25 protein-coding genes are annotated in these 24637 nt (G+C 34.9%); 17 read left to right on the top strand and 8 right to left on the bottom strand.

Annotated elements, in window-relative coordinates; genetic code table 11:
• Positions 1-90: 90 nt before the first annotated feature.
• Positions 91-624: a hypothetical protein gene (locus G4Z05_RS09420; protein ID WP_163251722.1), complete on the bottom strand. Its 534-nt coding sequence runs from the start codon at positions 622-624 to the stop codon at positions 91-93.
• Between the two features lie 606 nt (positions 625-1230).
• Between G4Z05_RS09420 and G4Z05_RS09415 the strand changes: the two genes are divergently transcribed.
• The 8 genes from G4Z05_RS09415 to G4Z05_RS09380 all read left to right on the top strand — a co-directional run bounded on the left by G4Z05_RS09415 (position 1231) and on the right by G4Z05_RS09380 (position 10017).
• Positions 1231-1554, top strand: coding sequence for a PadR family transcriptional regulator (locus G4Z05_RS09415; protein ID WP_163251728.1), 324 nt, complete (start codon positions 1231-1233; stop codon positions 1552-1554).
• Positions 1544-2131 carry a hypothetical protein gene (locus tag G4Z05_RS09410; protein WP_163251721.1) on the top strand — a complete coding sequence of 196 codons (588 nt, stop codon included), beginning with the start codon at positions 1544-1546 and terminating at the stop codon, positions 2129-2131. Before G4Z05_RS09415 ends, G4Z05_RS09410 begins: the two co-directional genes overlap by 11 nt.
• Positions 2132-2584: 453 nt before the next feature.
• On the top strand, positions 2585-3520 hold the full coding sequence (locus tag G4Z05_RS09405; RefSeq protein ID WP_163251720.1) for an L-lactate dehydrogenase: 936 nt from the start codon (positions 2585-2587) through the stop codon (positions 3518-3520).
• Positions 3521-3565: 45 nt separating this feature from the next.
• Complete coding sequence (locus tag G4Z05_RS09400; protein ID WP_163251719.1) at positions 3566-5137, top strand: L-lactate permease; 1572 nt, start codon at positions 3566-3568, stop codon at positions 5135-5137.
• A gap of 197 nt (positions 5138-5334) precedes the next feature.
• Positions 5335-5763, top strand: coding sequence for a helix-turn-helix domain-containing protein (locus tag G4Z05_RS09395; protein ID WP_163251718.1), 429 nt, complete (start codon positions 5335-5337; stop codon positions 5761-5763).
• Positions 5764-5825: 62 nt separating this feature from the next.
• On the top strand, positions 5826-6890 hold the full coding sequence (locus tag G4Z05_RS09390; RefSeq protein ID WP_338036757.1) for an alpha/beta fold hydrolase: 1065 nt from the start codon (positions 5826-5828) through the stop codon (positions 6888-6890).
• A gap of 428 nt (positions 6891-7318) precedes the next feature.
• Entirely contained in the window at positions 7319-8065 is a 747-nt protein-coding gene (locus G4Z05_RS09385; RefSeq protein ID WP_163251717.1) for an ABC transporter ATP-binding protein, read from the top strand.
• Positions 8062-10017, top strand: coding sequence for an ABC transporter permease (locus G4Z05_RS09380; protein ID WP_163251716.1), 1956 nt, complete (start codon positions 8062-8064; stop codon positions 10015-10017). The genes G4Z05_RS09385 and G4Z05_RS09380 overlap by 4 nt, the downstream gene beginning before the upstream one ends.
• A gap of 14 nt (positions 10018-10031) precedes the next feature.
• On the opposite strand, the gene G4Z05_RS09375 is transcribed toward G4Z05_RS09380, so the two are convergent.
• Positions 10032-11021 (bottom strand): sensor histidine kinase, encoded by a 990-nt coding sequence (locus G4Z05_RS09375; protein WP_163251715.1) that lies wholly within the window; start codon positions 11019-11021, stop codon positions 10032-10034.
• Positions 11018-11692, bottom strand: a complete 675-nt coding sequence (locus G4Z05_RS09370; RefSeq protein WP_163251714.1) for a response regulator transcription factor — start codon at positions 11690-11692, stop codon at positions 11018-11020. Before G4Z05_RS09370 ends, G4Z05_RS09375 begins: the two co-directional genes overlap by 4 nt.
• A gap of 292 nt (positions 11693-11984) precedes the next feature.
• On the opposite strand from G4Z05_RS09370, the gene G4Z05_RS09365 reads away from it, so the two are divergent.
• The 4 genes from G4Z05_RS09365 to G4Z05_RS09355 all read left to right on the top strand — a co-directional run bounded on the left by G4Z05_RS09365 (position 11985) and on the right by G4Z05_RS09355 (position 14526).
• Complete coding sequence (locus G4Z05_RS09365) at positions 11985-12410, top strand: VOC family protein (RefSeq protein WP_163251713.1); 426 nt, start codon at positions 11985-11987, stop codon at positions 12408-12410.
• 507 nt (positions 12411-12917) lie between these two features.
• Positions 12918-13385 (top strand): MarR family winged helix-turn-helix transcriptional regulator, encoded by a 468-nt coding sequence (locus G4Z05_RS16530; RefSeq protein ID WP_240465355.1) that lies wholly within the window; start codon positions 12918-12920, stop codon positions 13383-13385.
• A 20-nt stretch (positions 13386-13405) separates the two neighbouring features.
• The gene (locus G4Z05_RS16525; RefSeq protein WP_240465354.1) at positions 13406-13849 is read left to right on the top strand and encodes a GNAT family N-acetyltransferase; all 444 of its coding nucleotides are present in this window, start codon (positions 13406-13408) and stop codon (positions 13847-13849) included.
• Between the two features lie 131 nt (positions 13850-13980).
• Positions 13981-14526, top strand: a complete 546-nt coding sequence (locus G4Z05_RS09355) for a GNAT family N-acetyltransferase (protein ID WP_163251712.1) — start codon at positions 13981-13983, stop codon at positions 14524-14526.
• Between the two features lie 119 nt (positions 14527-14645).
• On the opposite strand, the gene splB is transcribed toward G4Z05_RS09355, so the two are convergent.
• Positions 14646-15674 (bottom strand): spore photoproduct lyase, encoded by a 1029-nt coding sequence (gene splB, locus G4Z05_RS09350; protein ID WP_163251711.1) that lies wholly within the window; start codon positions 15672-15674, stop codon positions 14646-14648.
• Positions 15671-15922 (bottom strand): transcriptional regulator SplA domain-containing protein, encoded by a 252-nt coding sequence (locus tag G4Z05_RS09345; RefSeq protein ID WP_163251710.1) that lies wholly within the window; start codon positions 15920-15922, stop codon positions 15671-15673. Before G4Z05_RS09345 ends, splB begins: the two co-directional genes overlap by 4 nt.
• Positions 15923-16074: 152 nt before the next feature.
• Here G4Z05_RS09345 and G4Z05_RS09340 point away from each other — a divergent pair, with 152 nt between their 5' ends.
• The 5 genes from G4Z05_RS09340 (at position 16075) to G4Z05_RS09320 (ending at position 20840) form a co-directional block, all read left to right on the top strand.
• On the top strand, positions 16075-17013 hold the full coding sequence (locus G4Z05_RS09340) for an AEC family transporter (RefSeq protein ID WP_163251709.1): 939 nt from the start codon (positions 16075-16077) through the stop codon (positions 17011-17013).
• A gap of 207 nt (positions 17014-17220) precedes the next feature.
• The gene (locus tag G4Z05_RS09335; protein WP_163251708.1) at positions 17221-17595 is read left to right on the top strand and encodes a fluoride efflux transporter FluC; all 375 of its coding nucleotides are present in this window, start codon (positions 17221-17223) and stop codon (positions 17593-17595) included.
• Entirely contained in the window at positions 17592-17960 is a 369-nt protein-coding gene (crcB, locus tag G4Z05_RS09330) for a fluoride efflux transporter CrcB (RefSeq protein ID WP_163251707.1), read from the top strand. The genes G4Z05_RS09335 and crcB overlap by 4 nt, the downstream gene beginning before the upstream one ends.
• Before the next feature lie 208 nt (positions 17961-18168).
• The gene (locus G4Z05_RS09325; protein ID WP_163251706.1) at positions 18169-19335 is read left to right on the top strand and encodes a sulfite reductase subunit alpha; all 1167 of its coding nucleotides are present in this window, start codon (positions 18169-18171) and stop codon (positions 19333-19335) included.
• A gap of 320 nt (positions 19336-19655) precedes the next feature.
• Positions 19656-20840, top strand: a complete 1185-nt coding sequence (locus G4Z05_RS09320) for a C40 family peptidase (RefSeq protein WP_163251705.1) — start codon at positions 19656-19658, stop codon at positions 20838-20840.
• Between the two features lie 161 nt (positions 20841-21001).
• Here the strand turns inward: G4Z05_RS09320 and G4Z05_RS09315 are convergent, their stop codons facing one another.
• From G4Z05_RS09315 to G4Z05_RS09305, 3 genes are all read right to left on the bottom strand, one after another.
• A complete protein-coding gene (locus G4Z05_RS09315) occupies positions 21002-22168 on the bottom strand; it encodes an acyl-CoA dehydrogenase family protein (protein ID WP_163251703.1) in 1167 nt (388 codons plus the stop codon).
• Positions 22169-22239: 71 nt separating this feature from the next.
• Positions 22240-23166, bottom strand: coding sequence for a response regulator (locus tag G4Z05_RS09310; protein ID WP_163251701.1), 927 nt, complete (start codon positions 23164-23166; stop codon positions 22240-22242).
• 1 nt (position 23167) lies between these two features.
• On the bottom strand, positions 23168-24478 hold the full coding sequence (locus G4Z05_RS09305; RefSeq protein ID WP_163251699.1) for a sensor histidine kinase: 1311 nt from the start codon (positions 24476-24478) through the stop codon (positions 23168-23170).
• Between the last annotated feature and the right edge of the window lie 159 nt (positions 24479-24637).

Genomic DNA, 24637 nt, shown 5'->3' with positions numbered 1-24637 from the left:
TGGCTTCCTGGCATAGAACTCATGCCCGCCGAGGCTCCATGTCAAGCCACGAAAGGTAACTGTAATTTAAATTAGAAAGTGGTTTGGAATTTAATTTATTTGTGTCCGGAATATTGACGTAGGTCCACGAGATTTTTTAGGTTCCGTCATTAAATAATTTTCTAAATGAGAAAATTTGAATTTAAAAAGGAAAGATGATTCATTTAAATCTTCCTGTATAGTACTACTAATATTAGTTTGTTTTTCTATAAGTTGCTTTTTTGAGAAAGATTGTTTTAATAATTTTTCATGTTCAGAAACCTTACTCTTTAATTCTTCTAATATAGCATATATTTTATTAATATAGGTGTGAAATCCAGAATAAGATTTAATGTCTTTATTAATCTCTCTGATCTCTTGATAGAGTTTATTTAACTTGTCATGGCAATAGTCCAATTTATTTTTAATTGTTGGAATGTTAATAACTTGTTCGTTAATGTTGGTTAATTTATTTTCAATGTCTTTCAATTCTTGAATGTAACATTGGAGATCCTTTGTATCAACAATGCTATTAAGCTTATTTTTTGACTTTTTATCAATTTTATTTATATTTCTGTTGTTTTCTTCCATGTTGTTTTCTTCCATATTATTTCCCCTTCGAATAAAATTTTCAAAATGCCGGTAATGCCAGTGCAATAAAAAGAATATTATTTGAGAGTAAGTATCTTCGAAAATGAGATAATATCAGAAAAGATTAACAATTATAGTTTGGAGGCAATATTAAAAATTTGTACAATCTACGAGTACAGTGAAATTAAATAAAAGTATTAATTATATAAGATTTAAAAATAAAACAATAGTCCCGATTATACAATGGATAGAATATCCTAAATTGTCAAGCTTGGCAATATTTTGTGTAAAATATCAATTTTTACATGTCTGTTATAATTGTTGTTAAATTTATGTTAAACACTGCTAAATCAATATATCTGCAACTACCAATCAACGATTATAGAATAGTGTTGATAGAAATTGTATAAAAAAAAATAAAAGATTTACAAAAGACTGAAGTCGGATATCGAAATATATTTATAAGGTTAGAGAATGATGTCAAAAAATAGTTAACAAAGGATTCCTGAAAAAGTATTGATCAGCTGGCTACTCTATATTATTATATAGTAGTACTCAATATTATTGATTACCAACAATGTTGAATACTAATGGGGTGATTTTCTGGAGAACATGAGTGTAATGCTCAAAGGCGTATTGGAAGGGATTGTATTAGAAATTATCAGTCACGGCGAAATATATGGTTATGAGATTGCCAAAAAATTACGCCAATTGGGCTTTGAAGAACTTGCAGAAGCTACTGTGTATGCGTTGTTGCTTAGACTTGAAAAAAACAAACTAGTTCATATTACAAAAAAACCTTCAGAATTAGGTCCTCCAAGAAAGTTTTATACCCTAAACGAACAAGGTCGTGAGGCATTGTCTTCTTTTTGGGTAAGGTGGGACTTTTTGGTTGATCGTATTGAAATGATAAGAAAGGAAGGGATGAATAAGAATGAACTTTAGTAATGAAATGAAAGAAAGAATCAAACAGTTTGCCAAGGAGCAGTCTCAATATTATTTAGAAGAAGCTGAGATGACTTACTTAGAAAAGTTGCAACATCAAATTGGTCAGACGAAAAGAAAGGTTACAAATAAACTGTCTAAACTGAAGACCCGTTCAAATGTATCAATTGATGTACAAAATGATTTGATTCTCTATATGAGTGATTATATGAATGATTTGATGGAAAACGGGATTTCCGAACAAGAAGCATTTGAACGTGCGAAAGAGGAATTGAAGTTTCAAAGTGAAACTACCAGGTCTTCTGATTTGAAAGATAAGTTTGTTGAGTACTATGAAAATTTCAATCCTGCTGATCATGAAGCAATCGGTCTATTTTATGCTGGATTTATGTTTTTTGGTATTTCTGTTGGTGGATTAATTGGATTTATTGCTAGCGGTGGTCGAGAGCTATTCCTTTCAGGTGGTTGGATTGATACACTAATTGGTACTGCCGTTGGAGGAATCATTGGAATTGGATTAGGCCTTATCAGCAATGCCATTATTGTGTTAAAGAAAAAAGGGGAAAACAAGTTGTGATTGCTTCATTTGATAGAAAAACATATTAGAAAATTTTCTTAAGAAAAATTGAACAGTGAAAATAATGGGGCAAAATGCAAGCACCTCTTTAAATGGATACTAAGATTGTATCTGTTTAAGGAGGTGCTTTGTGTTTATAGGTTTGTTTGTATACGGGCTATATGGTTTTTACATATATATAACTCTACCCTCGTGATCATTGTCCATCTAGCAATAGAAATATGTAAAGCACAGTTAAAAGGGGTTATTTTTTAAACACTTAAGGAGGGGGAATTTTGTCATACTTTTGACAAATTGTAATCGAATACATTTCCAAATTACGGTTGAGTTATGAGTCGTAAAGACATATAATTTAATTGTGAAATATTTCACAAACTATTTTCCCGACTGGTTATTATTCTGGGGGATAGGAATAATAACCATAAACCATTTACTAGTAGGAGATGAGTTTAAATGGATTTAACACAAGGAAGCAAAGTGATTTTAATTGGAACAGGTTCAGTTGGATCAAGTTATGCGTATGCATTAATGAATCAAGGCTTGTGTAGTGAACTAGTTCTAATCGATATAAATGAGAAAAAAGCAAAAGGGGATGTGAAGGACTTAAATCATGGTGTGCTTTATGCACCTAGTACGATGAAAATTAAATTTGGTACGTACGAAGAGTGTAAGGACGCAGCGATTGTCGTCTTATGTGCGGGAGTGGCGCAAAAACCTGGTGAAACCAGATTGGATTTAGTTAATAAAAATATGAAGATATTTGAGTCCATTGTAAAAAGTGTGATGGAGACGGGATTTAATGGCATTTTCTTAGTAGCAACAAATCCAGTTGATATTTTGTCCTATGCCACATGGAAATTCTCAGGTCTTCCAAAAGAGAGAGTCATTGGATCTGGTACGATATTAGATTCTGCAAGATTCCGCCATTTATTAGCTCAAGAATTTGGAGTAACTCCTACGAGTGTCCATGGTTATATTATTGGTGAGCATGGGGATTCTGAACTTGCTGTATGGAGTTCTGCTAATATTTCTGGTAACCCTATTGCCCCTCAATTAACAGAGGAAAGAAAAAATGAAATTTTTGCCGAAGTACGTGATGCCGCCTATGAAATTATTGAGGCAAAAGGGGCGACTTATTATGGAATTGCAATGGGGCTGGCTAGAATAACAAAAGCGATCTTAAGAGATGAGGACGTCGTTTTACCTGTTAGTACATTATTAAATGGTGAATATGGGTATGAGGATGTTTATATCGGCGTTCCAACAGTCATTAATCGAAAAGGGGCAGTGAAAATTATAGAGTTATCCCTCGATAACCAAGAGAGGGAAAGACTTAGCAAGTCTATTGCAACATTGAAAGAAATACAAGATCCATTTTGGAAGAAGTAATTGACTCGGCAGTAACTATATTTCACTTCAAAGGAGTTCATCAACATGTTAGTTGAGTCATTCAATCCTTTTCATCATATTGGTATTTCCGCTCTTGTAGCTGCAATACCAATCCTGTTATTTCTATTATGCTTAACTGTCTTTCGAATGAAAGGTATTTATGCCGCTTTACTAAATTTAGTCGTTACCTTTATTATTGCCACTGCTTGCTTTCAATTGCCAATGGGAGAAGCTATCGGAAGTGTAATACAAGGTACGATTCAAGGAATTTGGCCGATAGGCTATATTATTATAACAGCTGTTTGGTTATACAAGCTCTCTGTAGAATCAGGGAGGTTTGACGTCATACGTGCGAGTATTGCCGGAATCTCTCAAGACCAGCGTCTCCAGTTACTATTAATAGGTTTTTGTTTTAATGCTTTTTTAGAAGGTGCAGCTGGTTTCGGTGTTCCAATTGCTATCTGTGCAGTATTACTAGCATCTTTAGGCTTTCATCCATTGCAAGCGGCAATGCTTTGCTTAATTGCCAATGGGGCTTCAGGTGCATTTGGAGCTATTGGAATCCCGGTAGCCATTACTGGTACATTAGGATTGGAAGGGATCACTTCCATGGATGTATCGATGATGACTGCCTTAACCCTACCTATTATTAATTTTTCTATTCCATTTTTACTAATTTTATTAATAGATGGTATAAAAGGTATCAAAGAAGTTTTACCAGCTATTTTAGTTGTATCTGCTGTATATACAATCACCCAATTAATGATAACTGTCTTTTTAGGCCCTGAATTAGCAGATATTATTCCTTCTTTATTAGCAATGGGGGCTCTTGCAATCTTTTTAAATAAATGGCAGCCGAAAAATATCTTTTTCATAAATGGTAAAAAAGTAGAAGTAGAAAAATACTCGCTTTCAAATATTGCTAAGGCTTGGTCACCTTTCTATTTATTAAGTATATTTGTTCTCATTTGGAGTTTACCATTATTCAAATCTTTATTTGCAGAAGGAGAAGTATTGGCTTCAACCAATCTTTTATTTACAATCCCAGGATCATCATTAAGTTCCAGTATTGGGTTAATTAGTGCGACTGGTACAGCGGTTTTCTTGGCCGGAATAACGACAATCATAACTTCTAAAGGTATTGGTTTTAATAAAGGATTTCAACTATTAAAAACGACCATGAAAGAATTTTGGATTCCTATTGCGATGATTTGTGCTGTTTTAGCTATTGCCAAATTAATGACCTATGCGGGTTTAACAGCAGTATTAGGAGAAGCGGTTGCAACAACCGGTAAAGGATTCCCATTATTATCCCCTATATTAGGTTGGATCGGGGTATTTATGACAGGATCGGTTGTAAATAACAATACATTATTTGCTTCCATTCAAGCTACTGCTGGTAATATTATCGGGACGAATCCTTCATTATTAGTTGCTGCTAACACTGCAGGCGGAGTAATGGCAAAATTGATCTCACCACAATCGATTGCCATTGCAACGGCATCTGTAGGGGAAGTAGGAAAAGAATCTGAGTTAACGAAAATGACCTTGAAATACAGTTTTGGATTATTACTATTTGTCTGTGTTTGGACGCTAATTCTTTCACTCCTTTTCTAAAAAAAATTATGAATATACGATTGCTATTATCAGCAGAAAACCAATGATTAATCGGGTAATTTCCAACAGGAAGCCCGATTTTTTCTTTTATCAAGGAATAATAAATGATGTCAACTCAACATAACATTCTATGTTATGTTGGGTTCATTGAATCTTTGGATATCCATAATATAATGGGCATGAAGGATGTGAAAAATATGATAAATGTGAATCTGAAGAACTTACGAAAAGCTCATAGATACACACAAGAAGAGGTTGCGGAAAAATTGAATGTTTCTAGACAAGCGGTGGCAAAATGGGAAAATGGTGATACCGTACCTGATATCAATAACTGTATCGCTTTGGCACGATTATATAAGGTTACGTTGGATGATTTAGTCAATCATTCTCAACAAAAAGATGGTTTAGGCATTCAACCTAAAGGGAAACACGTATTTGGAACGGTAAAGGTGGGAGAAAGAGGACAAATTGTTATCCCTAAAAAAGCAAGAGAGATATTTAATATTCATCCTGGAGAAAGATTATTGGTTCTAGGTGACGAGGACCAGGGAATCGCTATTTTAAAGTATGATAAAATGATGCATTTTGTAGAAGCTGTATATAAAGCGAAAGAATGCGATGAATAGTACCCTTCATACAGAATATTGAAAAGAATGGTTACTAGTTGAAGGAGGGAGTAAAGATCAAGGTGAAGAAGAAAAAGAAAGTAATACTGAGTGTATTTTTCGTTTTTATCCTATTATTAGTTGGTAGTTATTTGTATAACAATATTACTTATATGGAAAAACCGTTAAAAAAAATGTATAGTGCTGGATTTATTGAAAAACAAGTAAAGTTAAAGGACGGTACAATCATTAATTATGGTGAAGGTCCAAACAATGGCAAAACCCCACTTCTACTCATTCATGGTCAAGGTATGACTTGGGAGGATTATGCCAAAGTATTACCTGAATTATCAAAGCACTACCATGTGTTTGCGGTAGATTGCCATGGACATGGAGAATCGGATTGGAATGCGGAGAAATATTCCGCTAAAGAAATGGCGAAAGATTTTATCGAGTTTATTGATGTTAAAATTGGGCAAAAAACATTGGTTTCCGGTCATTCCTCAGGAGGTATGATTGCTGCATGGATGGCTGCCTATGCACCAGATCGTGTCCTTGGAACAGTGATTGAAGATTCCCCTTTCTTCTCAACTGAACCAGGTAGAAGAGAAAACACATATGCATGGGTTTATGGCTTTCAATTGTATGAAGATTTTAAAAATCAAGAGAAAGAGAAGGATTATTTTAAGTATAGTTTAGAAAGAAGTTATTGGAAAAAGGTGTTTGGGGATTTTCTTTGGAACAAGTTTTCCGAAGATGCAATTGCCTACCATAAAAAACATCCTAATGAGCCAGTACACATCAAATATTTACCACCACAGATAAATAGAATATTTGAATCCGTGACATATCCTTATGATCACAAATTTGGAGAAACATTTTATGACAATAGCTGGTTTGAAGACTATAACCAAACAGAAGTGTTATCAAAAATTAAAAGTCCGACGGTATTTATTAAAGCTGCAACAAATTATGATGGAGAATTATTAATGGCGGCATTATCTGACGAAGATGCTGACCATGTGGTTGAATTGTTGGAAAATGGAAAAAGGATAGATGTAGATACACCTGGTCACGATATACATTACGATAAACCAAAAGAATTTATTAAGATAATGGTTGATTTCTTAGAGGAAGTTCAAAAATAATATTTTCATTTTTAGGTTCTTGACAATAGAGTTAAACCTTAGCATGGTTACTCCGGACATTCCAGGTTAAGAAGATATTTTCTTTCGTGTTTTATGCAAAAATTTTGAGAAGTAGACTATCCATTTGATTGGAGTAATAGATCTCGGGTTTTTTTCCGTAAGGTAGCCCGAGATTTTTTTATTATTTTTTCATTTTTCTATTAACAAATAGTTCCACATACGTGATGGTGAGATTCTATATAATCTCCCTACTTTGACCTAGTATTCGTTTATCGTTTTCAATTTCCGGGTATTTTTGTCACTACTTCTTTTTCAATTTTTGTTAATAATGGAGAGTAACATGACAAAAATGTCACTTTACATATTGTTAAATCGATGGTTGGGGGATAAAGTTTTCGGTATAGTATGGCGGTGAGGAGGATGAGAATATGACTAAAATTATTCAAACAAAGAACTTGTCGAAATCTTACGGGAAAACACAAGTCTTAAAAAATATTGATTTAACGATTGAACAAGGGGAATTTACTGCGATCATGGGGCCATCAGGCTCTGGGAAGACGACATTATTGAATACTCTTGGGGGAATTGATGGCTTTAATGGTGGAGATATTTGGATTGAGGGAAAATCATTGTTAGATATGAAAAGATCAGCTCTAAGAGAATTTCGTCAAAAACGAATGGGATTTATTTTTCAAGATTACAACTTATTGGATACCTTAACAGTGAAAGAAAACATCCTACTGCCGCTTGCATTACAAAAAACACCGATAGAAGAAATGGAAAAGCGATTAGAAAAATTGATTGAAGCCTTAAATATAGAATCCATTTTACATCATTATCCTTCTGAAATTTCCGGCGGTCAAAAGCAACGTACGGCAGCAGCACGAGCAATTATTACCAATCCAGCGATAGTGTTTGCTGACGAGCCAACAGGTGCACTTGATTCAAAATCTGCTACCCAGCTACTCGAACAACTTCAATTGTTAAATAAAACATTTCATACTACTGTCTTAATGATTACTCATGATCCGTATGCTGCTAGTTACTGTGATCGTGTTATCTTTTTGCGTGATGGAAGGATTGTCAATGAAATGTTTAAAGGGGAGCAAACGGAGAAAGAATTTTTCGATCGCATTTTGACAATTCAAAGTGCTTTAGGTGGTGAGCGGCGATGAGTTTGCTTGATTTATCATGGAGGAATATAAAACGGAATTTCCGCTTGTATACGATCTATTTTATCTCCATGCTTGTAGGAGTGGTGATATACTTTACCTTTTCAGCCTTAATGTTTAATGAGGATGTAGTGAATGCCATTCAAAATAAAGAAAACTATCAAATGATGATTTTCCTTGCCTCTATATTGGTATTCTTATTTATCGTCTTCTTTATTTTGTATGCAAACTCATTCTTCATGAAGCAACGGAAAAAAGAATTTGGGATGTTTTTGCTTTATGGAATGAAAGAAAGACAAGTGGCAACAATGGTCTTTTTTGAAACAGTATTTTTGAGTGCTATTTCTGTCACGAGTGGTATATTAATTGGCGGATTGTTATCGAAATTTTTTGGTGCGGTATTAATGAACTTAATGCGTTACGATAACGATATTTCTTTTGCTTTTCCAATGGAAGCTATTGTCTTAACTATTCTTTTATTTGCTTTCTTAATCGGTATCATCACGATTCAAAGCTATTTTAGTGTTCGACGCGTACAATTAGTGGAATTATTTCATGCAAAAGAAAAAATGGACAAACCATTTCAATTTTCTTTTGGCTTTGCGATCTTATCCATTATATTGATTGCCTCTTCTTACTATATGATTACTCTAGCTAGGGATACGGATCTATGGAAAGATCATTTTAATGAAATTTTAATTGCTACCACAGTGGCATTGATTATTGGAACATACTTATTTTTCCGCCAGTTTTCCGGTTGGATATTACAAAAAATGAGTCTAAGGAAGAATTATTTTACTGGAAACAATATGTTGTGGATTTCTTCTCTTCGTTTTTCTATTCGAGGAAATGCAGTAAACTTTACGTTTAATTCACTTCTTAGCGGAATTGTTATTTTTACTGTTGGATTTATTGCTGTAGACTATGCGATAAAAAGTGAAGTTGTAAAAATGGAATATCCAAATCATTTTGCTTTCTCAAAGCAAAATGATGAAACACAAAAACAAATTGAACAAATTATGAATGATTCGCATCCAATTATAGGTCATGAAACAATTACAGGAATTCAAACAGAAAAAATTCCAAATAGAAATAGATTTTTTAACTATCCTGAATATTACACAGAAGAGTTTTATCTGTTTCCTGAGTCACAGTTAAATGCAATTGTTGATTTACGAGGAGTCGGAAAAAAAGTAGATTTAAAAGATAATGAAGCAATTGTTTTAACTAGAGGAGTGGATCAACCAACAAAATATAATGAATCAAAGCATCAAATTACCGTTTTAGAAAATTATACATTTCGTATTGTTGAAAAAATACGTTATCCATTGTTAAGTATTCCAACGAATCCAAATGGAGATACCGGTATTCAACCTTCCGTTCTCATTATTCCTGATGAGGTTTTTCATAACTTAAAAGAAGATTATTCACTTTTATCATTTGAAATATATAAAATAAAAGATCCAAAAACATCGAATGACGTATCACGAGAAATCTATGATATAGTGATGAAAACAAAAGGGGCCTATTATTCAGCCTATATCGATATGTATTCTAGAGATACGGAATCATCTTCCTTAATATTGTTTTCTGTTGCGTTTTTGGCAGTTATTGCTTTATTTGCTTTAGGAAGTATTATTTACTTTAAACAGCTTCGCGAAGCTACAGAACAGCGAGAACATTATGCCATATTGCGGAAAATGGGGGTTAGAAATAAAGAAATAAAAAGGATTATTCGCAAACAATTGCTGTTCGTATTTTTACCACCATTAATTCTTGGTTTATTACACAGTTGGTATTTTTTATACTACACAGCCCTTGCCGTAATTAAAGAATTACCGTCTTTAACGATGATTATTTTTTCTGTCATGGGATTATATGTGTTAACGTATTTGATCTTTTACGTATCATCTACATCGATTTACTTCCGAATAATCAATGAAAAAAACACATGATGAGTAGCTACTCATCATGTGTTTTTTTGTAATAGTAGATAAGGATCACTATCTTGTGGGAAATGAATAATAAATTGGGTGTAGACGCCAACTTTGGATGTACAAGTAATATAATGGCCAAGCTTTTTCGATAATTGTTGTGCCAAATATAATCCCATGCCAGTTGATTTTGTATGTGTACGGCCTGTTTCTCCGGTAAAGCCTCGATTAAAAATTCGTGGAAGATCTTTTTGGCTAATACCAATCCCATTGTCGCAAATAAGTAATTGTTTTTCTTCAAGTGATTCCAATACAGAAATAGAGATTTCACCGCCAGGTTCAGTATATTTTAAACTATTGGTTACTAATTGATTGATAATAAACTGCAGCCATTTCGGATCACTTTGAACCTCCAGAAAATCTGCCTGGATGTTAATACGGATTTTTTTAGAAAAAAAGGTTTTTGCATGGCCTTTTACAATTTCTTTGACAATTTGGATGCAGTCGCAATTTTGAATATCGTAATCTTGATTAAAACTATCAAGCTTGGCGTAATAAAGAGCCTGGTCGACATAATTTTCGATTTTCGCTATTTCTTCTCTTATACTACTTGGATCCATTTCTGTTTGCTCCAGCAATCGGAGAACCGCTATGGGTGTTTTGATCTCATGAAACCAAGAAACGATAAAGTCATAATGTTCCTTCTGCCGATCTTGAATACGATTCATTTCACGAATGTGCTCTTTTCTTAATTCATCAATGTATGCTTTGGCAAACTCACCTTCAAGTGACAACGTTTCATCATTTTCATTTATCATTTGTCGGATGACACGGATATTTTGATGGTAGCGGAATAATAAAAATCCAAGTAACACAATGGAAGAAAGGGAGAGGGCATAGAAGAAGGTACCCCATGACCAGTCACTATTATATTCGGTAAAAAATACCGCAGCCGTAATCAAAAAAATTGTCAGATATAGGAATATATAAGGTTTTTCATAGGCCAGAAAGCGTAGGAAAGTCATTCAATCAAATACCCCATTCCTTTCCGAGTAACAATGAAATGATCGAGGCCAAGAGCGGCAATTTTTCTTCGTATTCGGTTCACGTTTACAGTCAAAGTATTATCATCAACGAATTGTTCTTCATTCCATAATGCTTGCATTAAGTCTTCGCGAGAAACAATTTTTCCGATATTCCGCATCATCAATTGCAAAAGAATGAATTCATTGCGGCTTAACTCCGTGTTTTGTCCGTTATATTCAATGGTTGAATTCGTCACATGTAAAGTTAAGCCCTTATGGCTGAATTTTAAATGGTTATCTGATTGATAGGTATATTTACGGCGAATGAGTGCATTGATTTTTGCGACAAGAATATCTAAATCAAAAGGCTTTTGGATAAAATCATCCCCGCCCATATTAATCGCCATAATAATATCCATATTTTGATTTCTAGATGAAAGGAATAGGATAGGTACTTTTGAATAAGCACGTATTTGCTGACACCAGTAATACCCGTCAAAAACAGGAAGATTTATATCCAATAAGACGAGGTGAGGCTCTTCCTGTACAAATTCCTTTAAAACTTGGTCAAATTGTGTCACTTCCACTACTTCATATTTCCATTTTTTTAATGTATCGGCAACTATCCGTCTAATTTTTTCATCGTCCTCAATTATCATTATTTTATTCATGCTTTCCCTCATTACGAAAAAAATGATTACCTTCACTTATTTTAGTATAGCCTTTCAGGGAATTCATTTCTATTTTTAAGATAGTTGAATGGAAGCTTTTTAATATAAATAAGTAACAATTTTATAAAATGGAAGTTAGAAATCGATTCTTAATTAAAAAGGATTATTTTTCATATTGAAGGTTATATTATATTCATGAAAACACTTCCATTAAAATGAAATATATGGTATGATACGAATGTATGTTCTTATAAATTGTCCATACATTACAAATAAAAATGAGGTGAATAGCATGATTTTAGGGGTACATCCTTATATAATTTTGGATGGTAAGGCAAAAGAAGCTGTGAAATTTTATGAAAATGCATTGGATGCAGAAAATTTAGGAGTTCAAACATACAGAGACCTTCCTGAAAATCCAGAATTTCCTCTATCTGATGAAATGAAAGATCTTGTAGTGCATGCAAATTTAAGAGTGGGAAAAAATACGTTTCTTATGCTATCTGATACATTTCCTGATCAGCCATATCAGCTTGGGACACAAGTTACTATTGCTTTAATGGTAAATGATGTTGAAAAATCAAAAGAAGTATTTGAAAAATTACAAGATGGTGGGGAAGTTATCCTTCCGCTAGGTGAAACACCTTGGAGTCCTTCATATGGGCAAGTTAAAGATAAATTTGGTATCATTTGGCAAATTTCTACACTAGTAGAATAAACTTTATTTGTATTAGAACTTTTTGAATTCAAAAAATGTCATGCGCAAGCTCCATAACGGTCATTGTCCTTCAGTTTCACCTACGATCTGTTAACATCCAATCGCCTCCAGATAACTGTGTTTCCTTTCACTCAGTTGAAAGCACTACAAGGGAGTAGACATCAGAAGCATCAGCATCGCACGACTAAGAAAGATTGCTTTTTAGGCGGGAAGAATATGCCGATAATAGAGTGCTTGCGCTTTTTTTATAGGAAAGAAAGTGTATCTTTGATTATGGTCAAGCTCAATAAGACATTGTTTATTACGTTTTATTTCAGTACGGCTAACTTGGTCGTGCGTTCCCCTTGATGATTATCTTTCTACAATTAAATCCTCTAAAAAACTATACTTCCATATAAAAAACTATACTTCCATATAAAAAACGAATAGTTGGCTATTTCAAATAATTATTTGACATAGCCAACTATTTTCATATATATTGAGAAAAATAACGAAAGGGTGATAATTATGAATATTACTACACTTAATGACAAAATTGATCAAGTTCGTCAGTTTAATAGATTTTTTACACGAAAAATAGGAGTCTTGCGTGAAGGATTATTGCACAGTTCTTTTTCTTTAACTGAAGTGCGAATTCTCTTTGAAATTGCGAATGGTAATAATCCGACGGCAACTAAGTTAAGACGTGAGCTAGGCCTAGATGCCGGATATCTCAGCCGTATCCTAACTCGTTTTGAGGAGCAGGGGCTCACTGAAAGAGTTCGTTCAGAACAGGATGGACGACAGTTTCATATTCGCCTTACATCGGAAGGGATGAAGGTGTTTTCTGAACTTGATCAGCGTTCACGTAATGAAGTTGCTGAGCTATTAAATACGCTCAGTGAAGATGAGCAACAAAAATTACTGAAAGCGATGCACGATATCGAAACAATTTTGGATAAAAAAACTTTAAGTTTTCTGAAGCAGTTTATTTAAGAAGTCATCAGCCAGGTGATATGGGCTGGGTTACTCACAGGCATGGAGTGCTATATGCCCAAGAATATGGTTGGGATGAACGATTTGAGGCACTTGTAGCTCAGATTACAGCAGATTTCATTAACCATTACAAACCTGAACGTGAGCGATGTATTATTGCTGAAATGAATGGGGAAATTGTAGGTTCAGTGTTTGTTGTCCAAAGTAGTGAGACAGTAGCTAAATTACGACTCCTATTAGTAGAGCCAAAAGCACGTGGGTTTGGACTTGGAAGCCGTCTAGTACAAGAGTGTATTACCTTTGCTAGACATGCTGGCTACAAAAAGCTTGTTTTATGGACCAATAGCGTTCTCTTAGAAGCAAGACATATCTATGCGAAAGCTGGATTTAAGCTAGTAGAACAGGAAGAACATCATAGCTTTGGTAAAGACTTAATCGGAGAAACATGGGAGCTTGTTCTATAATAAAATGGCCACATCCCGATGATGATTTACATGTTATGAAATTATTGAAAGGGTTTTCGGTTGTTTTGTATATTGTTAGTCAGTGGTATGTGGATTGAAATTTTTCTTCTATAAGAAAGGAGGAGAAAGCTATGATGGATGACGTTATGATAATCAAGCCTACTAAGGAAGATATAAAATCTGCCTATGATGTTTTTGAAGTATCGATTAGGGATGCTTTTGAGAAAGAGGGTCTTGGAGATTTAAAAGAAGATATTTTAGCAGAGATTGAGAATAAAAGGAATCTATTCTCTTATTCGTTGGACAATAAAGATTTAGATGTTTTCTTTCTTGTTGCAAAATTGGATGAGCGTGTAATTGGAACGATTTCTTTCGGTCCTTGTGGGACTGATATTAAAAAATGTACAAATCATGAGCTAGATGCGATAGGGGAGTTGGGCAGCCTTTATGTATTACCTCATTATCAGGGTCAAGGTGTGGGATCAATTTTGATTCATGCTATGATCAAGCATCTTCATGAATTAGGGATTGAACAATTTTGTTTAGATAGTGGATACAAGCGTGCCCAAAGAAAATGGTTAAGGAAATTTGGAGAACCTTATAAAATTGTAAAAGATTACTGGGGAAAAGATTTTGACCATATGGTATGGCTTTGTAAGGTCAATGATTACGTTTAAGAACATATAAAATATTGGCTACATATTGAGTTTTTTTTAACGGTTTGGAAAATTAGGTTATAAACAACCTATCAACTCCATTGACCATGATAGGACGAAGTTGATAGGTTAAATTTAAATCATGTAAAATATTCTAATTTTGCTTCAGGGAAAAACTTCTCCATATATGAGTATAGATGCTTTTTTATATCTTCTTCTTCCTCTTTTTGATAAATATATTTTCCAATACCATATTTTCCCCACTTATATCTTCTTTTTTCTTCATCTAATTCTAATTTTGTCATCGGGTAGTTCTTCTCAATGACTCTTTTAGCTGGTTTGGTAAATCGATGTTGGATAAATTCAAAGGTAAGATCTTTTTTTGCTTCAGAAGGTAATTCTGCTGCTAAACGTTTAAACATCTGATAATATCCTTCCTCCCACCCTTGGTGAAGATAAATGGGGGCTACAATAAATCCAAGAGGATATCCTGCTCTTGCAACTTTTCCTGCAGCTTCAATTCTTTTCTCCAATGGGGAGGTACCTGGTTCAAAGTTTTTAATGACGTAATCAGCATTCACACTGAAACGAAACCTGGTCTTCCCATTATGTTTAGCATCCAATAGATGATCGACATGGTGGAATTTTGTAACAAATCGTAGTTTGCCTAGCTCAGTTTTTCCAAAATGTTCAATGGCTCGTTTAAGAGAATGGGTCAAATGATCAATCCCGACTATATCGGAAGTACAAGATGCTTCGAACCGTGTTATCTCTGGAGCTCGATCCTCCATGTATTTATCGGCAGCCTCAAGAATTTCATCTACATTGACGTATGTACGAATGTAGGGTTTGCTTCCCATTGTGGTTTGTAAATAACAATAATGACAGTGTCCCATACACCCTGTTGCCAATGGAATCGCATATTCAGCTGATGGCTTTGAAGTATCAAATTTAAGGGTTTTTCTTATTCCCACTACCAATGTTGACTTTGCCACTCGATATCTTTGAAAATCGTTCTCTCCCGGTAGATTTCTTACTTGGTTATGGGAAGTGGTTTGGCGAATTTCTACATCCATCTTTTTAAATTTCTCGTATAGGTCTTTCCCAAGGGGATAATTTAAAGCATCTGGTTCAAAATAGACAAGTTTAGGTGTAAATGGTTGAATCATGTTAAAACCCCTTCTGACTCGTCTCCATAATAGTAATTGTACGCCAGGTTTGCTTCCTCCTCCGTACGATAAACAGCGATTTCATCGGTCAACGGGTAATAGGTTTCATACAAAAATAAAGCCAATTCATCTGGTTTTTCAGGATTTTTTACAACTGCTGCTTCTTGGATATTGGCAACATCTTGTGTATGAGGATTCCGATAAAAAACATAGACGATATCTCCTGCTTGAAATTGTTGATGTTCCATTCTATCACCTTCATTAAAGTCAAGTCTTTTTTAGGTTTTTCTATCTTTCCTTTATTTATAATTGTTTGATATTGGAAAGGAATGTCTGTCATTCCTATAATTAATAACCTTCTTAATGATGGGTTCATACCATTAAAAAAGGAGGGGATTTCATGGATACGACAGGAGAATTTTTACAGGAAATGGTTTCACTATATGGAATGGCCCTATTAGGCTTTATTGCGAGGAAGAGTGGAATCCTTAATGAAAATGCCAATGATGTGTTAACACAATTGATTCTATATATAACATTGCCAGCTTTGATTTTATTTTCAATGGATATTTCCTTTTCAATTACGTTAGTTAAAGAATTTTTGTGGCTTACATTCATGTCTGTTTATGTGCTTGTCTTATCCATTTTTCTAGCTTTATGGATGAGAAGACTTTCTCGACTTCCAGATAAACAAAAAAGTGTGTACGAAGGATTAATTATTTTTGGAAACCAAGGGTTTATTGGATATGCTGTCATATTTATTATTTTTGGGGAACAAGGAATTGTTTACTTAACCATGTTTAATATCTTTTATTTATTACTAATTTGGTCTTATGGGATCTATCTCTTTAATAAAAATGAGACCGTCTTAAGATGGAAAATGGTCTTTCTGAATCCAGGAATTCTTTCTACAGTGGCAGGATTAGTAATTTTTTTATTACCCATACGTTTGCCTCATCTTGTTTCTAACAGTCTCGAAATAGTTGGAAAAATGACAATTCCGCTATCAATGATATTAATCGGGAGTTTAATGGCCAATGTGAAAGATGAGTTTCTTTTTTCCATGTTGAAAAATCTTTCCTTGTGGAAAATGGCATTCGTAAAACTTTTATTTATTCCATTACTATTAATCCCGTTTGCGGTATTCTCTGTCCCAACTTCCTTATTAGTGCTGGCTGTTATTGTGTCTGGAATGCCTTCCGCACCTACGATTTCTCTCTATGCACAAAAATATGGGGGAGATGCTATTTTTTCTTCTTTAGGTGTATTGCTTACGACATTTTTATGTATTTTTACCATCCCGTTTCTATACTGGATTGTTGAATTTTTCATCATATGAAAAAAAACCACACTTTTTTATAATAACTAAGTAAGACATGTATTTAAAAAGAATCCTTTTGGTATGGGTAAATAGGGAGTATTACAGTGTGTGTAGGGATTAGAAATCCGAGCAGGTGCTAAAGCGCTAAGATAGCACTCCGGTCTACCAGAAGAAAAGAAAACGCTCGAAGTGCAAACGTCCATATTTTCATTAGGGGGGTAGGGAATGATTTACTTTTGGGTAGGTTTAGCAGGGATGCTAGGAGCTATTTTAAGGTATTTAGTGGGTATGATGATTTTTACAAATAGCCCATTTCCATTTTCCACATTTATCATTAATATAATTGGGAGTTTCCTATTGGCATGGTTAACCACTAATATTTTTAAAAGACTCTCGATCTCTCCTGATACGGCAACCATTGTTGGAACTGGATTAGTTGGATCGTTTACCACATTTTCCACTCTCAGTGTAGAAACTGTTGAATTGTTTCAGAATGGACATACTTTGTTAGGGATTGTTTATGTAACCATAAGTATTTTTGGAGGATTAGGAATGGGTCGACTAGGGTTTTATATGAATCGGGAGGAGCAAGAATCATGACAGCCGTCCATATATTATTAGTTGGGCTTGGCGGATTTTTTGGGGCCATGGCTAGATATTTTTTTAGTAAGAAATTAAATGGAATAGCACCATATCGTATACCGATGGGAACCCTCATCGTAAATTTAATAGGATCCTTTCTATTAGGAATTATTACAGGTGCTCAAGCAAATGCGATGATCATGCTTTTATTGGGGACAGGATTTATGGGGGCATTTACGACATTCTCCACATTTAAACTAGAATTAATAAAACTATACTTAAATAAGGATAACAAAAATTTTTTACTTTACATAATCATCACTTATAGTGCGGGAATGCTCCTTGCATATTTAGGATTTGTGGTTGGAAGCTTTATTGGGTGAACGAAATAAGTACGTTATACAAGACAATAGATGGGAAGGAAGATAGTGTTCTTCTATAAAACAAAATGTTTTTATAAAATTCTTTATTTTATAAATTAAAAGAATTTTAAAAAGGAATCGTTTCCTCGTATATAATAAGATTTGAGGAGTAAAATTATTTGACCATGATGTGTCAAAATACTATATATAACTTTTGGAGGTAAGAGCAATGCAAATGACTGCAGACAATCCGAAAATTACCAAAAGTGCGTATTCAAGGACGAATCCATTTCAAGCTAAAATACTTAAAAATATAAATTTAAATGGATCTGGTTCTAATAAAGAAACAAGACATTTAGAGTTATCTTTAAAAGGTTCAGGTCTTTCTTATAAACCAGGAGATGCACTAGGTATCGTCCCTTCTAACGACCCGGAACTTGTGGCTTCCCTTATAGAGGAAATGGGTTGGGATGAAGAAACAATTGTCACCGTTGGTAAACAAGGAGAAACAATGTCATTAAAGGAAGCCCTGACAAACCATTATGAAATCACCCTATTAACAAAGAAAATTTTACAGCAGGCTGCCTCCTTTACAGAAAATGAAGAATTGAAAAGTCTTGTGTTAGCTGAACATGCGGACAAATTAAAGGATTATTGCTATGGGCGTGATTTACTGGATATGTTGCGGGATTTTGGTCCATGGAAAGCTTCAGCCCAGGAAATCGTTTCTTTATTAAGAAAAATGCCTCCACGTCTTTACTCCATTGCAAGCAGTATGGCCGCTCATCCAGATGAAGTTCATTTAACGATTGGTGCCGTACGCTATAATGCTCATGGACGAGATCGAAAAGGCGTTTGCTCAGTATTATGTGCGGAGCGTGTTCAGGAAGGAGATACACTTCCGGTTTTTGTACAACCAAATAAACACTTCCATTTACCAGAGTCTGACGATAAAGATATCATTATGGTTGGTCCTGGTACAGGCATTGCTCCATTCCGCTCTTTCATTGAGGAACGTGCCGTAAATAAAGCTACTGGTCGCATGTGGCTATTCTATGGTGACCAGCATAAAGCAACGGATTTCCTTTACCAAGAAGAATTGGAAAAATATCAACAAGATGGGGTATTGACGAAAATTGATACGGCATTCTCCCGCGATTCGGAACAAAAAGTGTATGTACAGCACAGAATGATTGAACATAGCAAGGAATTATTTGAGTGGATTGAAAAAGGTGCCTATTTCTACGTCTGTGGTGATAAGGAACATATGGCCAAAGACGTTCATGAAACTCTGATTACTATCATTGAAAAAGAAGGCGCAATGCCTCGAGATGCAGCTGAAGCATATTTGAAAGAAATGCAGAAGCAGGGCCGTTATCAACGTGATGTATATTAAAATAACCGAAAGTATGTTTACAAGCTTATAGGGTTAAATGGCAATCCTTCGTTCCGCATGGTTCGAGGGATTCTTTATGTTAATAAAAAGATGGGCATATTTGTTGGAATATCTTAAATTTACCTGTATTATTATGGTGGTTAACAGATAGGATGGGTCCTGATTAGTAAAATACATAAAGTTTTTTTATATTTTTCTACATAAAATTACAATTATATTACATTATCGACAGTGTTATTGTATTTCATTCTTTTGGCATATAAACTAATATATAGAATTGAAACTTGAAATAATGATAGGGAACAAGAGGAGATTTAGTAATGATGAAGAAATTCTTTAAATACACAGTATCGGCTGCGATTATTGCAACCATGTTTCAAACTACACCAGCTTTTGCAGAGCCGGGAGCTCCAGTAACACAAGAACAAATCAATGAGACAGAGAAACAAATTGATAGCCTTGAAACAAAGATTCAACAATTAGATGACAAAATTGTTTCAGCAATGGTGAAAAGTGAAGAGCTGAATAAAAAAATCAATTCACAACAAGAAAAAATTAATAAAACGAAGGCTGAGATAGAAGCAGCTAAAAAAGATTTAGAGAATCATAAACAAATTTATGCAGAACGGTTAAAAAGTATTCAGGCAGAAGGAAGAGTTTCTGTTGCATCATACGCTGAGCTATTATTATCCTCTGAGAATATTTCTGAGTTTTTAACTCGCTTTACTGCGATTTCAGCAATCATCCAAAGTGATACTGAACTATTGAATGGTTTAAAGGAAAAACAACTTGCCTTAAAAGAGGCTGAAGAAAGATTACATAACGAATTAGTAAAATTCCAAAAGAATAAAGAAGAATTAGCTGCTCAACAAAAACAAATTGAAGCAGATAAAAAAGAAGTGGAAAATGCATTAGCACAAGCAGAAGCTCAATTGCAACAAGAGAAGGAACAATTAGCAGCTCAGCAAGAAGCTGAACGACAAGCACAATTAGCAGCTCAACAAGAGGCTGAGCGACAAGCACAATTAGCAGCTCAACAAGCAGCTCAACAAACTCAACAAGCTTCTACACAGCAACAAACAACTTCTAAGAAGGTTACAACATCAAAACCATCTACACCATCTGGAAATGTAGTTAGTAAGCCTAGTGGAGATGCAGCTAATAAGGTCATTTCTTATGCGAAACAATTCCTAGGTGTTCCATATGTTTGGGGTGGTACTACTCCAAGTGGATTTGATTGTTCTGGATTTACTCAATATGTGTTCCGCAATTCTGTCGGTATTAATCTTCCAAGGGTTTCTCGTGACCAGCAAAATGTTGGAAAACGTGTTCCTTTAAATGCGTTACAACCAGGGGACTTAGTATTTAGAGGGAACCCAGCACACCATGTTGGCATTTATATTGGTGGAGGACAATACATTCATGCGCCTCGTACGGGTGATGTGGTGAAAATTGCTTCATTTAACCCTTCCCAATTTACTAATGCTGTACGAGTATTGCAATAATATAATTAAATGAATATAGACTAGTAGAAAACGGCTCAGTTTTGGTACTGAGCCGTTTTTTATATGGGAAGAAGTTTTATTTTTGATTTCGAGAATGGCCTAATACAAGAATGCCAATCGCCCTCCCTTGTCTAAGTGTAAAAATTTCAGTCCATCCGTCTCTAACTCGAGTGTTTCTGTTTTCCTTCTTCAATAGCTGAAAGTGCTAGTTTTTTTATGGTCATGTCATCCATTGGAGGATTGTGCAGACCGGCACGTACATCACGGTAATACCGTTGCAAAGGATTGCTTCGCTGCAGACTTTTGGCTCCAACCACTCTCATCGCTTTATCGACAATTTTGATCGCAGAATTCGTAATAGTATGTTTCACTACACCAATTTCATTTTTTATATACTTCCGGTATAATTCATCATCATAAGTGGCGGCTACACTGTAAATAAGATGTCTCGCTCGAATTAATTCCAAATCAATCTCACCCAGCAACTGCTGAACATTTGCTAATTGACTAATGGGACCATTGAGGCTATTAGGGGAATGGTTATTGGCAAAAAAGACGGCATAATCCCTTGCTGCCTGGGCGATACCTAAGTAACAGGCGGGGATATGCAGCAGCCAGCCATTTACTTTTTCGCTCCTAGGTGCATCCGGTAGCTCCACTAGCATTGAATCATCAACAATGACATGATCAAGGACTAGGTCATGGCTGGCCGTACCTCTCATGGAAATAACATCCCATGTTTCTTCAATCGATAGTCCAGGTAAATCTTTATGTAACAAAAAAAATCCAATCCTTTGTTTTTCTTCGATCCATGCAGAGGTTAAAAAATAGGTTAACATGGGGGACATCGTAGTAAAAGTTTTCCTACCTGTTAGTACCCAACCCCCATCTTTTTTTACAGCCGTTGTTCCTGGACGCCCGCCTCGTGTTGGACTGCCTGTTTGGACCTCAGTAGCGGCTCGATTGATTAGAGCTCCTTGAAGGACTTCTTTTGCTAAAAAGTTCAATTTTTCCTCCGACCAGATTTTTCTTTCAAATATTTCACCGATTACACTAAGATTCCAGCCCATTGATAGAGCCGTGCTTCCATCAAAACGGGCTAGTGTTTCTTGCATAAGGACCATATCATAAACTTGGAATCCTTCACCCCCATAAGCAACTGGGATGGTTACACTTGAATACTTCATTTCTACTAAATCCTGAATATTTTCTTTTGGAAATATGGCTCGTTCATCAATATCAGCTGAATTCTCTTTGAATTTTTGTTCTTTTTTCAACAAGCGCTCCAGCCATAACTTTTGCTTCTCTGATTTAACAAATAAGTTCAATTCATTCCTCCCCCTTCTTTAACGTTTCTTTATAGAAATGTTAGTTGAAATGTTTAGGAATTTCTTTAAGATCAATCTAGCATTAAGTGTTGGATCTCAAAATAAAGAGCCTGGATAAACTTTTTTAGATTGATACGGATAGGTTCAGACCCTGCTGGTTGTTTGCCTTTTAATTCTTTCATTTTTTGTCGCACGGTGTTGAAATCAAAGAATTTGGATGAATAGTTTTCAAACTTCGGATGAGAGAAATCGGTTAACCCGAGAGAAGCTAGATTATTTAAGGATGCATAAACGGCTCTTCGTACTCGCTGTTCAGACGCTTTTACTTCTTTTTTTACAGCCTCTTCATTGGCGGATTCCCCTAGCTTCTTTAATGCGATCGATCTAAAAATCTCTTTTAATGGAGGAAACTCATCAATCATGAGTTGTTCCTTCTCGTTATCATATAAAAATTGCATGATTTCAACGAGATCTTTACTACCACTTTCTCCGGCAATGCCTAGTTCAGAAAGGAGTAATCGAGTGGAAGCAGATAATGATTTCCTTCGATGAAATTTCATACCTGGTTGGTTCAAACTAAAATTCATTGCATTTTGTAAGGAGCGTTGAATGTCTTGGATAGATCTTTCCATATGGATATGTTCCATGACTTTTTGTATGACAGAGACGACCTCAATTTTATTAATCGGTTTTGTAATATAATAGTCAATTCCCGTTAAATACGCATGCCCGATTAGATCCTTTGATTCTATCTGAGATATCATAATAATTTTCCCTGAAAATTCAGGTGCTAGATCTTGAACAGTTTCAATCCCATCACGAATCGGCATCAAAAGATCGATCAATAAAATATCTACATTTTTTAGGTTTAATAGTTCTTCATCAACTTCCATACCATCTGAAGCTTCGCCAACTACCGTACCAAGCCCCTCTTCTTCAATAATATGACTAAGCATCCAACGAACAGATTCATCGTCATCTATGATAAAAAATCTCAAGCTAATCACCTTTTCTTGTCAGTTTTTCAATGGGCAGGCGGATGATAAAAATAGCACCGCTGCCTTCTTTTGGTTCATTTAGTGTTACGTTACCTTCAAGCATTTCAACGACTTCTTTAACATAGGTTAGTCCAATACCAGTAGAGGATTTACCGGTACTATCAAATTTTAGAGTAAATCCAGGTTTAAAGATGACCTCTTTATGGGAAGTAGGAATTCCAGGGCCGTTATCTTCAATCCGGAGCGTAAGCCAATCCTCTTGTTGATCAGCAGAAAGTATGATTTTGCCCGTATCCATAATGGCCTCAACGGAGTTAGCGACTAGGTTATTGATAATCGAAATAAACGTATATACATGGTATGGCGGATGGGAACCACTATAGGAAAAATCAAAATGGATGTCTTTACCAAGTAATTCGGCATAGTTTTTATTGCTCCGAACTATAGCCTTAAAGAGCGATTGGATATCGAGATAATCATGGAGATTTTCATCGGAAATCAGTTTGGAAAGTCCGGATAAAATCCGCTGATTATCTTTTTTAATCTCGTGTACCTCACCGGCTATCCTTAAGGCTTGTTGAGGGATTTCATTTAAATTGTATATTTTCTTCCCTTGCTTCAGTTGTTGTAATACTTTGTAAAGGTTGTAAGATTGCTTTGTTACTTCTTCAGCGTGTTGTAGCGATTTTTTCAATAAAATAGTCTCTGCATAAAGATTGGAAACAAGTAACATCAGATGTTCGTTCCGCTTTTTTATTTCCGCTTCCTTTAGCTTGGAATCATGGAATTTCATTGTGCTAAAAAATCCAATAACAAAAAAACTTCGAAAAATAGCAATGATAAAAATTTTATAGATGGCATCCAATGTAAGAAAAGTTCCAAAGGAAAGGACTTCAATTGTTAATTCGATTAAACCTGCAGCAAAATCATTAAAAATCCCCAATATGCCGATTACCCACGGGCGTTGGTTATACCGGTGTATTTTTAATAAAAAGAAAACAAGGGAATAGGCGATATAGTATGTGAAAGATGGAAAATTAGCCTGTAAGGCATTCATCCAATCAAATGGCTGGGGATGGATTCCATCAAGAATCATCCGAAATGTTAGAACTGAAAGACCTGCCAGTAATCCACAAATAACAGTAGGAACCTTTCTCAGCCATAATAAAAAGAGAAAGAGGGCAGGTGGACCAAAGCTGACCCTATAAATTTCATTAAAGGGATAAAACTTAATTTCCCCAGCAAGTGGTACGAGAATGACCATTGCTACCAACATGAGGAGTTCATTTTTGGATAAATATTTGAAGTTCATCTTTTTTTCCACAACCTTATTTTACTAATTCATGTTGATATTAAAGCTCGATTTGTTCCCTATGATTAGTATCGATTAAAAATATTTGTAGGTTTTTGTGGTTTTTCGTTTTTTTGTGTAGTTTGTACTTTATATTTTATTTAAGTCTTATCCTCAGAG

The organism is Neobacillus thermocopriae, from assembly GCF_010975035.1.
In the GTDB taxonomy this organism is placed as follows: Bacteria; Bacillota; Bacilli; order Bacillales; family Cytobacillaceae; genus Neobacillus; species Neobacillus thermocopriae.
The sequence above is the reverse complement of the archived record's forward strand: the minus strand, read 5'-3'. Positions and strand labels throughout refer to the sequence as shown.

Bases quoted from the DNA above. Each gene is read 5' to 3' on its own strand.
- G4Z05_RS09420 (WP_163251722.1), bottom strand. From the start codon at position 624: ATGGAAGAAAACAACATGGAAGAAAACAACAGAAATATAAATAAAATT.
- G4Z05_RS09415 (WP_163251728.1), top strand. From the start codon at position 1,231: ATGCTCAAAGGCGTATTGGAAGGGATTGTATTAGAAATTATCAGTCAC.
- G4Z05_RS09410 (WP_163251721.1), top strand. From the start codon at position 1,544: ATGAACTTTAGTAATGAAATGAAAGAAAGAATCAAACAGTTTGCCAAG.
- G4Z05_RS09405 (WP_163251720.1), top strand. From the start codon at position 2,585: ATGGATTTAACACAAGGAAGCAAAGTGATTTTAATTGGAACAGGTTCA.
- G4Z05_RS09400 (WP_163251719.1), top strand. From the start codon at position 3,566: ATGTTAGTTGAGTCATTCAATCCTTTTCATCATATTGGTATTTCCGCT.
- G4Z05_RS09395 (WP_163251718.1), top strand. From the start codon at position 5,335: ATGATAAATGTGAATCTGAAGAACTTACGAAAAGCTCATAGATACACA.
- G4Z05_RS09385 (WP_163251717.1), top strand. From the start codon at position 7,319: ATGACTAAAATTATTCAAACAAAGAACTTGTCGAAATCTTACGGGAAA.
- G4Z05_RS09380 (WP_163251716.1), top strand. From the start codon at position 8,062: ATGAGTTTGCTTGATTTATCATGGAGGAATATAAAACGGAATTTCCGC.
- G4Z05_RS09375 (WP_163251715.1), bottom strand. From the start codon at position 11,021: ATGACTTTCCTACGCTTTCTGGCCTATGAAAAACCTTATATATTCCTA.
- G4Z05_RS09370 (WP_163251714.1), bottom strand. From the start codon at position 11,692: ATGAATAAAATAATGATAATTGAGGACGATGAAAAAATTAGACGGATA.
- G4Z05_RS09365 (WP_163251713.1), top strand. From the start codon at position 11,985: ATGATTTTAGGGGTACATCCTTATATAATTTTGGATGGTAAGGCAAAA.
- G4Z05_RS16530 (WP_240465355.1), top strand. From the start codon at position 12,918: ATGAATATTACTACACTTAATGACAAAATTGATCAAGTTCGTCAGTTT.
- G4Z05_RS16525 (WP_240465354.1), top strand. From the start codon at position 13,406: ATGGGCTGGGTTACTCACAGGCATGGAGTGCTATATGCCCAAGAATAT.
- G4Z05_RS09355 (WP_163251712.1), top strand. From the start codon at position 13,981: ATGATGGATGACGTTATGATAATCAAGCCTACTAAGGAAGATATAAAA.
- splB (WP_163251711.1), bottom strand. From the start codon at position 15,674: ATGATTCAACCATTTACACCTAAACTTGTCTATTTTGAACCAGATGCT.
- G4Z05_RS09345 (WP_163251710.1), bottom strand. From the start codon at position 15,922: ATGGAACATCAACAATTTCAAGCAGGAGATATCGTCTATGTTTTTTAT.
- G4Z05_RS09340 (WP_163251709.1), top strand. From the start codon at position 16,075: ATGGATACGACAGGAGAATTTTTACAGGAAATGGTTTCACTATATGGA.
- G4Z05_RS09335 (WP_163251708.1), top strand. From the start codon at position 17,221: ATGATTTACTTTTGGGTAGGTTTAGCAGGGATGCTAGGAGCTATTTTA.
- crcB (WP_163251707.1), top strand. From the start codon at position 17,592: ATGACAGCCGTCCATATATTATTAGTTGGGCTTGGCGGATTTTTTGGG.
- G4Z05_RS09325 (WP_163251706.1), top strand. From the start codon at position 18,169: ATGCAAATGACTGCAGACAATCCGAAAATTACCAAAAGTGCGTATTCA.
- G4Z05_RS09320 (WP_163251705.1), top strand. From the start codon at position 19,656: ATGATGAAGAAATTCTTTAAATACACAGTATCGGCTGCGATTATTGCA.
- G4Z05_RS09305 (WP_163251699.1), bottom strand. From the start codon at position 24,478: ATGAACTTCAAATATTTATCCAAAAATGAACTCCTCATGTTGGTAGCA.